This window comes from Massilia sp. LXY-6 (assembly GCF_051233485.1).
Taxonomy (GTDB): Bacteria; Pseudomonadota; Gammaproteobacteria; order Burkholderiales; family Burkholderiaceae_D; genus Telluria.
In genome coordinates this window covers 1-12,528 of the sequence record NZ_JBKFGF010000018.1, presented here as the reverse complement: position 1 = coordinate 12,528, position 12,528 = coordinate 1, and the positions used below count along the sequence as shown (strand labels likewise).

Annotated in this window: 14 protein-coding genes; 7 read left to right on the top strand and 7 right to left on the bottom strand. The window is 65.6% G+C overall.

What is annotated here, in order from left to right:
* Window positions 1-6: 6 nt before the first annotated feature.
* From gshA to ACI48D_RS08915, 4 genes are all read right to left on the bottom strand, one after another.
* Entirely contained in the window at window positions 7-1,308 is a 1,302-nt protein-coding gene (gshA, locus tag ACI48D_RS08930; protein WP_435570869.1) for a glutamate--cysteine ligase, read from the bottom strand.
* Window positions 1,309-1,441: 133 nt separating this feature from the next.
* A complete protein-coding gene (locus ACI48D_RS08925; RefSeq protein ID WP_435570868.1) occupies window positions 1,442-2,995 on the bottom strand; it encodes an ammonium transporter in 1,554 nt (517 codons plus the stop codon).
* A gap of 10 nt (window positions 2,996-3,005) precedes the next feature.
* Complete coding sequence (locus tag ACI48D_RS08920) at window positions 3,006-3,344, bottom strand: P-II family nitrogen regulator (protein ID WP_047827009.1); 339 nt, start codon at window positions 3,342-3,344, stop codon at window positions 3,006-3,008.
* Between the two features lie 12 nt (window positions 3,345-3,356).
* Window positions 3,357-4,115, bottom strand: coding sequence for a TorF family putative porin (locus ACI48D_RS08915; protein ID WP_435570867.1), 759 nt, complete (start codon window positions 4,113-4,115; stop codon window positions 3,357-3,359).
* A gap of 305 nt (window positions 4,116-4,420) precedes the next feature.
* On the opposite strand from ACI48D_RS08915, the gene ACI48D_RS08910 reads away from it, so the two are divergent.
* The gene (locus tag ACI48D_RS08910) at window positions 4,421-4,672 is read left to right on the top strand and encodes an accessory factor UbiK family protein (RefSeq protein WP_435570866.1); all 252 of its coding nucleotides are present in this window, start codon (window positions 4,421-4,423) and stop codon (window positions 4,670-4,672) included.
* 9 nt (window positions 4,673-4,681) lie between these two features.
* Here the strand turns inward: ACI48D_RS08910 and ACI48D_RS08905 are convergent, their stop codons facing one another.
* Window positions 4,682-4,996, bottom strand: a complete 315-nt coding sequence (locus ACI48D_RS08905; RefSeq protein WP_435570865.1) for a hypothetical protein — start codon at window positions 4,994-4,996, stop codon at window positions 4,682-4,684.
* Between the two features lie 90 nt (window positions 4,997-5,086).
* On the opposite strand from ACI48D_RS08905, the gene ACI48D_RS08900 reads away from it, so the two are divergent.
* The 6 genes from ACI48D_RS08900 to ACI48D_RS08875 all read left to right on the top strand — a co-directional run bounded on the left by ACI48D_RS08900 (window position 5,087) and on the right by ACI48D_RS08875 (window position 10,526).
* Window positions 5,087-5,635 carry an AAA family ATPase gene (locus ACI48D_RS08900; protein ID WP_435570864.1) on the top strand — a complete coding sequence of 183 codons (549 nt, stop codon included), beginning with the start codon at window positions 5,087-5,089 and terminating at the stop codon, window positions 5,633-5,635.
* An 86-nt stretch (window positions 5,636-5,721) separates the two neighbouring features.
* Window positions 5,722-7,239, top strand: a complete 1,518-nt coding sequence (locus ACI48D_RS08895; protein WP_435570863.1) for a YifB family Mg chelatase-like AAA ATPase — start codon at window positions 5,722-5,724, stop codon at window positions 7,237-7,239.
* Between the two features lie 66 nt (window positions 7,240-7,305).
* Window positions 7,306-7,824, top strand: a complete 519-nt coding sequence (locus ACI48D_RS08890) for a hypothetical protein (RefSeq protein WP_435570862.1) — start codon at window positions 7,306-7,308, stop codon at window positions 7,822-7,824.
* Window positions 7,821-8,555, top strand: a complete 735-nt coding sequence (locus tag ACI48D_RS08885; RefSeq protein WP_435570861.1) for an ABC transporter ATP-binding protein — start codon at window positions 7,821-7,823, stop codon at window positions 8,553-8,555. Before ACI48D_RS08890 ends, ACI48D_RS08885 begins: the two co-directional genes overlap by 4 nt.
* A complete protein-coding gene (locus tag ACI48D_RS08880; RefSeq protein WP_435570860.1) occupies window positions 8,552-10,105 on the top strand; it encodes a putative ABC transporter permease subunit in 1,554 nt (517 codons plus the stop codon). The genes ACI48D_RS08885 and ACI48D_RS08880 overlap by 4 nt, the downstream gene beginning before the upstream one ends.
* Before the next feature lie 79 nt (window positions 10,106-10,184).
* Window positions 10,185-10,526, top strand: a complete 342-nt coding sequence (locus tag ACI48D_RS08875) for a DUF1840 domain-containing protein (RefSeq protein WP_435570859.1) — start codon at window positions 10,185-10,187, stop codon at window positions 10,524-10,526.
* A 25-nt stretch (window positions 10,527-10,551) separates the two neighbouring features.
* Here the strand turns inward: ACI48D_RS08875 and ACI48D_RS08870 are convergent, their stop codons facing one another.
* Both ACI48D_RS08870 and ACI48D_RS08865 read right to left on the bottom strand, forming a co-directional pair.
* Window positions 10,552-12,291: a diguanylate cyclase domain-containing protein gene (locus ACI48D_RS08870; RefSeq protein WP_435570858.1), complete on the bottom strand. Its 1,740-nt coding sequence runs from the start codon at window positions 12,289-12,291 to the stop codon at window positions 10,552-10,554.
* Window positions 12,288-12,528 (bottom strand): hypothetical protein (locus ACI48D_RS08865; protein WP_435570857.1); only part of this gene is annotated, 241 nt, incomplete at its 5' end. The genes ACI48D_RS08870 and ACI48D_RS08865, both read right to left, overlap by 4 nt.

The window sequence follows — 12,528 nt, the reverse complement described above, 5'->3', positions numbered from 1 at the left end:
CAGTGATTAATAAATCTCCGGATCCGGATCCGTGCGCTCCATCTCCAGCGAGGCCGCCAGCAGCGCCAGCCGCGCCACCACGCCGTACACGTAGAAGCGGTTCGGCGCCGCCGTGCCCGGCTTGGCCTTCAAATCGGGCACCGCGTGCTGCTGGGAAAACGCCAGCGGCACATACTGCGAGCCCGGCGCGTTCAGGTTCTGGTCGATGCCGCGCTCGGCGTGAATGCGGTAGAAGCCGCCCACCACGTAGCGGTCGATCATGTACACGACCGGCTCGGCCACCGCGTCGTTGATCGATTCGAAGGTCGGCACGCCTTCCTGGATCAGCACGTCGTTGACGGTAACCCCGTCCTTGATGACCGACATCTTGTTGCGCTGCTTGCGGTTCAGGTCCTTGACCTCGGAAGCGTCCTTCACCGTCATGATGCCCATGCCGTAGGTGCCGGCGTCGGGCTTGACGATGACGAAGGGCTTCTGGTCCTTCATCCCGTATTCCTTGTACTTCTTCTTGATCTTCGACAGCAGGGCCGAGACGTTGTCGGCCAGGCACTCCATGCCCACGTCTTCCTGGAAGTTCACCTCGCCGCACTTGCTGTGCAACGGATTCACCAGCCACGGGTCGATGTCGATCAGCTTGCCGAACTTCTTCGCCACTTCGTCGAAGGCCTTGAAGTGGTTGCTCTTGCGGCGGATCGCCCAGCCCGCGTGCAGCGGCGGCAGCAGCGACTGCTCGTGGACGTTCTCGAGGATGCTCGGGATGCCGCTCGAGAGATCGTTGTTCAGCAGGATCGTGCAGGGGTCGAAATCGGCCAGGCCGACGCGGCGGCCGTTGGGCGAACGCACCAGGGGCTCGACCACCAGCATGTTCCCGTCAGGCAGCGCCAGCGGCGTCGGCTGGGTCACTTCCGGCGACAGCGAACCGAGCCGCACGTGCAGGCCGGTCTGGCGGAAGATTTGCATCAGGCGCTGCACGTTCTGCAGGTAGAACGGGTTGCGCGTATGGCTTTCCGGGATCAGCAGCAGGTTGCGGGCGTCCGGACAATACTTGTCGATCGCCGCCATCGCCGCCTGCACCGTCAGCGGCAGCATCTCGGTCGACAGGTTGTTGAAGCCCCCCGGGAACAGGTTGGTATCCACCGGCGCCAGCTTGTAGCCCGCGTTGCGCAGGTCCACCGAGCAATAAAATGGCGGCGTATGCTCCTGCCACTCGAGGCGGAACCAGCGCTCGATGGCGGGGGTGGCTTCGAGGATCTTCTTTTCCAGGTCCAGCAGGGGACCGTTGAGGGCTGTGGCAAGGTGGGGAACCATGGTGACGTCCTTGGGGCTTCTTAGCGATGTGGGAAATGCAACATGGGGGCACTCCCCTTCTTTTTAAAGGCCAATTATCCCATCGGAAACGAAAAAGCGCCCCGCAGGGCGCTTCGAACGATGCGGCCGGCAATCAGGAATGATAAGCCGATTCGCCGTGGCTGGTGATGTCCAGTCCCTCGCGTTCCTGCTCTTCCGGCACGCGCAGACCGATCACGATGTCCACCAGTTTATAAGCGATCAGGGACACCACGACCGACCACAGGATGGTGGTGCCGATCGCCTCGGCCTGGATCAGCACCTGGCCGGCGATCGAGTACGGGTCGGCCGACATCTTGTTGGTCGTGTAGTCGAAGATGCCCTGCCCGCCCAGCTGCGGCGCGGCGAACACGCCGGTCAGCAACGCACCCAGGATGCCGCCCACGCCGTGCACGCCGAACACGTCGAGCGAGTCGTCGGCGCCGATCATGCGCTTCAGGCCGTTCACGCCCCACAGGCAGACCACGCCCGCCACCAGGCCGATGATCAGCGCGCCCATCGGGCCGACGAAGCCGCAGGCCGGGGTGATCGCGACCAGGCCCGCCACCGCACCCGAGGCGCCGCCCAGCATCGACGGCTTGCCCTTGGTGATCCATTCGCCGAACACCCACGACACGGTGGCCGCGGCGGTCGCCAGCAGGGTGTTGATGAAAGCCAGCGCGGCGACGTCGCCCGCTTCCAGCGCCGAGCCGGCGTTGAAGCCGAACCAGCCCACCCACAGCAGCGAGGCGCCGATCATGGTCATGGTCAGCGAGTGCGGTGCCATGTGCTCGCGGCCGTAGCCGATGCGCTTGCCGATCATGATGGCGCCGACCAGGCCGGCGACGGCCGCATTGATGTGCACCACGGTGCCGCCCGCGAAGTCGAGCGCGCCCTTCTGCCACAGCCAGCCGCCCTTCGCGGATTCGGTCGCCAGGGTGGCCGCATCCTTGATCGCATCCGGGCCGGTCCAGAACCAGACCATGTGGGCCACCGGCAGGTAGCCGAAGGTGAACCACAGCACCACGAAGGCCAGCACCGCGGCGAAACGGGCGCGCTCGGCGAAGGCGCCGACGATCAGGCCGCAGGTGATGGCGGCGAAGGTGCCCTGGAAGGCGACATAGATGAACTCGGGGATCACCACGCCCTTGCTGAAGGTGGCGGCGGTCGCGAAGGTGGCCTTGGCCGGATCCCAGATGCCGTTCAGGAAGGCGCGATCGAAGCCGCCGATGAAGGCATTGTTTTCCGTGAACGCCAGCGAGTAGCCGTAGATGCACCACAACACGATGATGACGGCGAAGATCATGAAAATTTGCAGCAGCACGGACAACATGTTCTTCGAGCGCACCAGGCCGCCGTAGAACAGGGCCAGGCCCGGGATCGTCATCATGATCACCAGCAAGGTGGCGACGAACATCCAGGCGGTGTCGCCCTTCTGCGGAGTCGGTGCGGCAGCCGGTGCTGCGGCGGCCGGCGCGGCCGGGGTTGCCGCTGCCGTTGCCGGAGCGGCGACAGGAGCGGCCACGGCGGGAGCGGCGCTTGCATCGGCGGCTGCGGTGGCCGCCGGCGTGGCGGGCTTGGCGGCATCCTGGGCCATGGCCGGCAGCGAACTGCCCAGCGCCACGGCCACGCTCAAGCCTGCGATCAGTTTGGTGATTGTGCGGATCATCGGTTTCCCCTTACAGCGCATCGTTGCCGGTCTCGCCGGTACGGATACGGATTACCTGCTCCAGACTGGAGACGAAAATTTTGCCGTCACCGATCTTGCCGGTGCGTGCCGCGCTTTGGATGGTGTCGATCACCTGGTCGACGATGGCGTCGTCGACCGCTGCCTCGATCTTGGTCTTCGGCAGGAAATCGACCACGTATTCGGCGCCACGGTAGAGCTCGGTATGGCCTTTCTGGCGCCCGAACCCCTTCACTTCGGTCACCGTAATACCCTGGACATTGATCTCGGAAAGGGCCTCGCGGACCTCGTCGAGCTTGAAGGGTTTGATGATGGCGGTGATCATTTTCATACGATTGCCTCTTCAGAAAGTTTTTGAAACAGACAGCAGCGCCGCGGACTTCCCGAGGTTTTCTCCGGACGGACTCCGGTAGCTGCTGGTATTCGCCTTGACGTAAGCCAGCGCCACCGAGCAGACGCCCAGGTCCTTGGTCACGCCGAGCTTGTAGTCGGTATAGGACAGCGAACCGTTGTGGCGCACGTTCTGGCGGCCGGCGTGCAGGTTCAGCGTGAAGCCGTTGCCGACATCGACGTTGGCGCCGACGTCGAGGTAGCCGCTGCCTTTACTGTCGGCGGTGCCGAACAGGTTGGTCAGCGAGTGCGAGTACTTGACGTAGGCCGGGCCATAGCCCAGCTGGCCGTACAGCTCGAAGGTGTTGGCGTTCGGGTGCAGGCCGTTGTCCGGGTAGAAGTAGTACAGCCCACCAACGTCGTAGGTGACATCCGCGCTCAGGTTGCCGCGCTTGCCGCCGTAGATGTCCCATTCGACGTTGCCGCTGCCGCCCGCGTCCTTGGTCCACTTGATGGTGGAGAGCCAGGTCCCCACGTACAGGCCGGTCGGGTTGTGCACGTAGTCCGCGCCGCCCTGCAGGGCCGGGTCGAGACGGCTTTGCGACACCCCGCGGTAACGGTAGTCGCTGGTCAGCGCCGCATTGAAGCTCAGCTCATGCTCGGGCTTCTGCTCCGGCGCCTGTTCCTGTGCGCCGGCCAGCCCGGTAGTCAGGCTCCACAATCCTGCTGCCAGCACGACGGCGTGCGGCCACTTGCTGCTTCGACGCTTCATACGAACTCCCTTCATCAATGAACTTTGGACCTGATGGGTTTACAATCAGAACTTCGCGTTCCTGCTTTTTTATCTTGTATGGTTGCTTTAGCAGGATGCGTGCCACCCCGGATTGGACCGGCTGGCCTTGTATTCCCGGGGCCTGCCCCCACTCTGGGATTGAAAAAAATTTAAACGACGCCGCGGGACGTGCGCCACTTGGGTGCACGCACTAAATCAGCGAAAAGCGCAGCGAGGCGCGCACGAAAAGAGTGCGCACGAGGCGGTGCACCGAGATTGCGCGGCGCCGGTCACTATGGACAGAGATGGATATGAATAACTTCTTCAACGACCTGCAGGGCAGGATCAACCAGGCGATCGAGAATTCGCCGGCCAAGGACATCGAACGCAACGTCAAGGCCATGATGACCCAGGGCTTCTCGAAGCTGGACCTGGTCACGCGCGAAGAGTTCGACATCCAGGCCCAGGTGCTGGCCAAGACCCGCGCCAAGCTCGAGGCGCTGGAACTGCGCGTGGCGGAACTGGAAGCGAAGCTGGCGGCGGAGCAGAAGGTTTAACGCACAGGTTCAGCGAACAGCAAGGCGCCGCACGAGGCGCCACAGGGCGAACACGGCTGCGCCGCCCAGGCTCACGCCGATGACGATGCCCAGCATGACGCCGACGGGATTGCCCAGCCGGGCATCGTCGGCGACGAAGATGAAGACGGCGGCCAGCGCCAGCTGCGCCAGCCAGACGGAGCGCAGCGGCCGCAATGCCGCGACATCCCCTCTGCGCCTGAAGCGCAAGGCCACATAGAGCACCGGCCCGCACAGCAGGCAGAACAGCAGCGCCAGCACGGCGCAGGACAGGATCAGTTTCGGCATCCCGGCACTATACGTCATCCGTTTCTCCCCATCAGGGCTGTTGACTTTCCAGCAATACTCGCGCAAGCTTGATTCGACCTTGAACAAGCACCTCGATCGGGGAGAAAAATGGGCAATCCCGCATTTCTGAATTCCTCCACGCCAACCCTGCATTTCTTTTGCGGGAAAATGGCCGCCGGCAAATCGACCCTGTCGAAGAAACTGGCAGGCGAACTGGGCGCGGTGCTGATTTGCGAAGACCCGTGGCTGTCGCGGCTGTATCCGGCCGACATCCACAGCTTCGAGGATTACCTGCAGCGTGCGGCGCGACTCAAGGAAACCCTGGCGCCGCATATCGTGGACTTGCTCCGGCGCGGCAATTCGGTGGTACTCGACTTTCCCGGCAACGTCCCACGCCAGCGCCAGTGGTTCCGTAGCTTGTTCGAGGCCGCGGGCGCGCACCATGTACTGCATTTCGTCGACCTGCCGGACGCCCTCTGCAAGAACCAGCTACGACAGCGCAATATCGAGCAGCCACCAGGCTCGAAAGTGATGTCGGAAGAGGAATTCGACCACATCACCGCCTATTTCGTCGCGCCTTCGGACGCCGAGCAGTTCAATATCGAGCTGCACCTCCCCGCCCTTGCCGGACTGGACGCCGAAACCCCGGTTGCCTGAGTCCCGGCCGCACGTTTGGCCGCTCTCAACAATAGGGTGGCGGCCTGCCCTCACCATCTGCAAGTCTTCATTCCGACAGGATTGCCATGAGTCTTGCAGTACTGCGCAGCCGGGCACTGGCCGGCATGGACGCGCCCGCCGTCAGCGTCGAAGTGCACCTGGCGAACGGCCTGCCCGGCCTCGCCATCGTCGGCCTGCCGGACGCCGAAGTGCGCGAATCGAAGGACCGGGTCCGCGCCGCGCTGCAGAATTCCGGCTTCGAACTGCCGAACCGGCGCATCACCATCAACCTGGCCCCGGCCGACCTGCCGAAGGAATCGGGCCGCTTCGACCTGCCGATCGCACTGGGCATCCTGGCGGCCTCGGAACAGATTCCCAGCGACGCGCTGGACCGCTACGAATTCGCCGGCGAGCTTTCGCTGTCGGGCGAGCTGCGCCCGATCCGCGGCGCGCTGGCGATGACCTTCGCCATGCACCGCAGCCCGGACGGCGCCGGACGCGCTTTCGTCCTGCCGCAGGCGAATGCCGACGAGGCGGCGCTGGTCAGCGACGCCGCCATCTACCCGGCGCGCACCCTGCTCGAGGTCTGCGCGCACTTCGCTGCCCGGAGCGACGATGCCCGGCTGGCGCGCCACCGTCCGCCGGCAGCCCTGGCGCCGCCCTGCTATCCCGACTTTGCGGATGTGAAGGGCCAGCAGCACGTCAAGCGCGCCCTCGAGATCGCGGCCGCCGGCCTGCATTCAGTGCTGCTGGTCGGTCCGCCCGGCGCGGGAAAAAGCATGCTGGCCTCGCGCTTTCCAGGCCTGCTGCCGCCACTGAGCGATGAGGAGGCACTGGAGTCGGCGGCGATCCAGTCGCTGGCCGGGCGCTTTTCGATCGAACGCTGGCGGCGCCGCCCTTTCCGCAGCCCGCACCACACCAGCTCGGGCATGGCCCTGGTCGGCGGTGGCGGGGTGCCGCGTCCGGGCGAGATTTCGCTGGCCCATCATGGCGTCCTGTTCCTCGACGAGCTCCCTGAATTCAGCCGCCATGTGCTGGAAGTGCTGCGCGAGCCGCTCGAATCCGGCCACATCACGATTTCGCGCGCGGCGCGCCAAGCCGATTTTCCCGCGAGCTTCCAGTTGATCGCAGCGATGAACCCCTGCCCCTGCGGCTGGCTGGGCCACCCGTCCGGCAAGTGCCGCTGCAGCCAGGAGGCCGTGCTGCGCTACCAGGACAAGATCTCGGGTCCGCTGCTCGACCGCATCGACCTGCAGGTGCCGGTGTCGGCGATGGCGCCGGAATCGATGGCGGCGCATGCCGACGGCGAGCCCAGCGGCGCCATCGCCGCACGCGTGGCGCAAGCCCATGCATTTCAATTGGCGCGCCAGGGCAAGGCCAACCAGCGCCTGTCGACCCGCGAAATCGACCGCCATTGCGCGCTCGATGCCGCCGCCGAGCAGCTGCTGCGCGGCGCGATGCGGCACCTGCACTGGTCGGCGCGGGCGTATCACCGGGTGTTAAAAGTGGCGCGGACCGTCGCCGACCTGGCGGAGTCCGCGCGGGTGCAGCCGGAACACGTGGCCGAGGCGATCCAGTACCGGCGCGGGCTGGTCGAGGCATAGGCGGAGATTACATAAAAGCAAGGATTGGACTGGCCGGCGGCGCGGGGCACTGATACCATCGGTCCCATGAAAATCCGTCTCCCGTCGTCGGCTGTTGCCCTCCTGCTGGCCAACGCCCTGCTCGGCGCCTGCAGCCCGAAATACAACTGGCGCGACTATGCCAGTCCGGATGCGCCCTACCGGATCATGTTCCCGGTCAAGCCGGCCAGCTTCACCCGCACGATCGACCTCGATGGCATGCAGGTCAGCATGACGATGACGGCGGCCGACGTCGATGGCGCGACCTTTGCGGTCGGCGCGGCCGAGGCGCCGGACGAGGCGCACGCCCAGGCCGCGGTGGCGGCGATGCAGGAAGCGCTGATGCGTAACATCGGCGCCACCGCGAACAGCCGGACAGCTGCCGCCGCGCCCGGCAAGAACAGCCGCGACGTCGACGCCACCGGCAACAGCAATGGCACGCCGGTGCGCCTGGTGGGCCATTTCGAGGCGCGCGGCAAGCGCTTCTACCAGGTCATCGTGCTCGGCAAGCCGGGCGCCCTGCCGCCTGAGCAGGTCGAGCAGTTCCTCACTTCCTTCAAACTATGAACAGCGATACCCCAGCACTGCAATTGCGCGCCCTGAGCAAGGCTTTCGGCCGCCCGGCCGTCGACGGCATCGACCTGAGCGTCAGGCGCGGCGAACTCTACGCCCTGCTCGGCCCGAACGGGGCCGGCAAGACCACGACGCTGCGCATGGTCACCGGCCTGCTGGCGCCGGATTCCGGCCAGGTCGAGGTGCTCGGCATCGACCTGGCCAGCGATCCCGGCGCGGCCAAGCAGAAGATGGCTTACCTGCCGGACGACCCGCTGTTGTACGGCAAGCTCAAGCCGACCGAATACCTCGAATTCGTCGCCGGCCTGTGGGGCATCGGTCCCGAGGACGCCGAGCCGCGCGCGCGCCGGCTGCTCGACTGGCTCGACCTCACCAAGCATGCGCATGAGCTGACCGAAGGCTTTTCGCGCGGGATGAAGCAGAAGCTGGCCCTGGCCGGCGCCCTGATCCACGAACCCGAGCTGCTGATCCTGGACGAGCCGCTGACCGGCCTCGACGCCGCTGCTGCGCGCCAGGTGAAGGACCTGCTGGTTTCCCACGTGGCCAAGGGCGGCACCGTGATCCTGACCACCCACATCCTCGAGGTGGCAGAACGCCTGGCGCAGCGCATCGGCATCATCCGCCAGGGCCGACTGATCGCGGAAGGCACGCTGGCCGAACTGCGCGAACGCACGCACGGCGGGAGCCTGGAAGACGTGTTCCTGCAGCTCACGGAGCAGGCATGAAGGCACCGCCCGGCTCGGCCCGCTGGCTGCTGCGCCACGAACTGCGGCTGGCCTGGTATGGCGCGGCCATCAATGCGGGCGGACGGCGGCGCATGAGCTGGGGCAGCATGACGGTGTGGGCGGTCGCCTGGCTGCTGCTGCATGTGGCCGCGTTTGCCTTCCTGCGCAAGCTCACGCCGGGGGGCGTCATCGATCCGGTTCTGGCGATCCCGGCAACGATACTGCTGGCCGCCGTCGCCACCTTCATGCTCGCGGCCTCGCTCAGGGCCAGCGTGTTGGCGCTGTTCGAGCGCGGCGACCTGGATTTGCTGCTGTCTTCGCCCTTGTCGTCGCGCAGCATCTTCACGGTGCGCCTGCTGGGCGTGATCCTGGCCGCCGCGGCGCTCTACCTGTTCCTGTTCGGGCCGCTCGTCCACGTCGGCGTGGCACTGGGGCAGTTCCACTGGGTCGGCGTGTATGTAGCGATCGTGGCCACGGCCACGCTGATGGCCTGCCTCGGCATGCTCCTCACGCTGGCCCTGGTGCGCCTGCTGGGCGCGCGCCGCACGCGCGTGCTGGCGCAGGTGCTGAGCGCCGTGGCGGGCGCCCTGCTGTTCCTGCTGTCGCAGTCGTATTCGATGCTCTCGCACAGCGGCGATGCGGGCGATGCCGAGCGCACGCTGCGCACCATGGCGAAGTCGCCGTGGCTGGGGCCGGACAGCCCCTTGTGGCTGCCAGGCCGCGCCGTGCTCGGCGATCCGCTGCCGACGCTGGGCATGGCCCTGCTCGGCATCGCGGCGTTTGCGCTGACGGTGGGCCGCACGCACCGCTTCTTCGTGCACGGCTTGCAACAGGCGGCCGGCAGCGCGCGTGCCGCCGGCAAGCCGTCCGGGCCCCTGCGCCTGCGGTTCCGCCGCAGCTTGTTCGATACCGTCGTGGCCAAGGAATGGCGCCTGATCGCACGCGATCCACATTTGATCTCCCAGGTGCTGCTGCAACTGGTCTATCTGGCGCCGATGCTGTTCCTGATCCTGCGGAAGAACGACGCACCAGGCCCGGCGATCGGCGCCGGCCTGGCCCTGCTGTGCAGTTCGCTCACCAGCTCGCTGGCCTGGATCATCGTCTCGGCCGAGGATGCGCCCGACCTGCTGCACTCGTCGCCGGCAGCCGGCCGCACCATCCGGCTGGCCAAGCTGGCGGCCTCGGTGATGCCGCCGCTGCTGCTGGTCGCCTTGCCCCTGCTGTGGCTGCTCGTGCGAGCGCCGCTGGCCGGGCTCCTGATCGCCTTCGTGGTCGTGGGAGCGGTGCTCAGCGCCGCGTTGATCGTGGGCTGGCTGGGGCGGCCGGGCCTGCGCAGCGATTTCAAGATGCGCGGCAAGGAAAACTTCCTGTGCACGGTGTTCGAGGGCGTCAACACGCTGTGCTGGGGCGGCCTCGGCTGGCTGGTGGTATCGCTGGCGGTGGAGAGCGGCGCATCGGCGGGCTCGACGGCCTTGATGGCGGCAGGCGTGCTCGCGGCCGAACTGCTTTGCCTGTTGCTGGCCTGGCTGATGCGCAGGCGCCGAGTCTGAGGCTAAAGTGGGCCTGCGCACCGACATGTTACCGCGAGTCGTGTTATCGTTTGGTTACTAAAAATTGAACGAGACAGCTATGCTAATCACCTTCAAATCCAAAGCCTATCCCAACGTCCTGATGTTCCAGGAACACGCCATGCGCATCCTGGATCTGCTGGACAAGGATCCGGAGCGCGGTGTCATCACCGCTGCGGAAGCGGCCAAGGCGGTGCCCTTGCTCGAACATGAGATCGAGGAAAGCCGCAAGCACCAGGCCACCGACGAGGTCGAGCAGGACGTCAAGGCCCATGCCGGCGAGATCGAAGATGCCGAGCACGAACCGGCCGAAATGGTGAGCTTCCCGACCCGCGCCTATCCACTGCTGGAAATGCTGCGCGCCGCGCGCGACCAGGGCAGCGACATCCTCTGGGGCGTCTGAATCATCGCTTGACGCCTGCGCGCCGCTAGCGCACTGCGACGGGCTCGGCTTCCACCGGCGCCGTCGCGACCCTGCTCTTGCCCTTGCGCTTTGCCTCGTACATGGCCTGGTCGGCCCGGGCCAGCAGGCGCGCCGGATCCGGCACCTGATGCGGCATCTGCAGGGCCACTCCGATACTGGCTCCCACCTGCACGCTGCCGCTGCTCAGGATAAACGGCCGGGTAAGCTGGCTCAGCAGGAAATCGGCCTTGGCGACTGCATCGGGCTCGCCGCCCAGCATCTCCAGGATCACCACGAATTCATCGCCCGCCAAGCGGGCCGCCATATCGGTCTGGCGGATACATGTCAGGATGCGGCTGCCGAACTGGCGCAGCAGCTCGTCGCCCTCTTCATGACCGCGGGTGTCGTTGACCTGTTTAAAACCGTCCATGTCGAGGAATAGCACCGCGCAGGGACGGTCCAGTCGCGCCGCACGGGCCATCGCTTCGGGCAGCGCCTGCAGCAGGGCGCGCCGGTTGGGCAGGCCGGTCAGGACGTCACGCATCAGGAGGCCCTGCAGTTCCGCTGTACGCGCAGCCACGGTTTCTTCCAAATGCGCGTTCATCTCCTCGAGTTCCACACGATGGTGGCGTTCGCTGCGAATCAGACCGCGCAGCGCATCGGACAAGACCTCTGCCTCGTAGAATCCGCCAATCGGGGGAATCGCTTCCGGCCGCGCCTGGTCCGGCGCCTGGGCCATGCCTTCGATGGCGCCGCTCAGCGACTTCAAGGGCGCTGCGAGGCGGCGTGCCAGCAGCGCTGCGAGGCAAGCCAGAACAGCCGCAAGAAGCAGGCTGAACCATAGTGCACGGTGCTCGAACTGGTGCGCCGAAGCCATTGCTGCCTGTTCCGTCTGGCGCACGAGGACCGCCCAATGCAGGGCTGCGTGCTCGCGGCTGCCTCCACTCTGGCTGTATCCCGTCACATAGACGCAGCCGTCCGGCCAGCGTTCCGTGATGGCGCCGGTCTTGCCCTGCTGGGCCAGCGTCAGGCTTTGCGTCGCGATGCGCTTTTCCAGCATGTCGTTGGGGCCGAGCAGGACCACGCCATCGCTGCGCACGACGATGATTTCGGCGCCGATATCCCGCTGCGCCGGCGTCAGCAAGTCGCGGGCGAGACTGCGCGCCCACGACCAGCTCAGGTGAATGGCGAGCACGCCGCGCAGCGTACCATCGGCATTCCGGATCGGTCCGGCGATATCGACGAAACGCCAGGGATCGGAGGTGCGCGGCAGGAGTTGTCCCAACAGGAGGGCCGGATGATAGTCATGGGCAACGACGCCCTGCTGGCCCGTATGGAACCACGGCCGGGCGGTGACGTCGCGGTTTTCCAGGAGGCCGCCGGTGGCGGCCAACACCTTACCGTTCGGATCGGCGATGCCAATCCAGGCATAATCGCTGAAATAGTGCTGCAGGTTTTCGAGAATCTGGCGCACAGCGGCAGGGTCGGCGGGACGCTGCACTTGCGGAAGGGCCGACAGCAGATAGACGTCACGCACCGCCTGGTCAAGGGTACGGTCGAGCGAGTCGCGCATCTGCCAGGACAACTGCTGCAAGCGGAGTCTCGCCTGCTCCGAGGCATGTGCGATGGCGTAATGGTCGACGAGTAGGAGCTGCAGCAGGACCGTGATCGCGACAGTCAGGCAGGAAAATGACACCATCAATGCGGCAAGGCGGAAATGCTTGGCCCGCTTGGGCTGCAAAATTGCGTCGCTGCTGGTGGTCATAAGGAAGGTAAAGATGGCAAAGGCGAAATGCTACCGTACGCACACCTCTTGGCTCCAGCAAAAACTTTCCCTATATAAGGTTTTGTGGCGATTTTGCAAATATAAGTTGAAAACAGCCTTAGAAAAGCAAAAAGCCCGCCCAGACTTAACTGGGCGGGCTCTGCTGAATAATTAGCCTGACGATAACCTACTTTCACACTGGTTGCAGCACTATCATCGGCGCAAAGTCGTTTCACG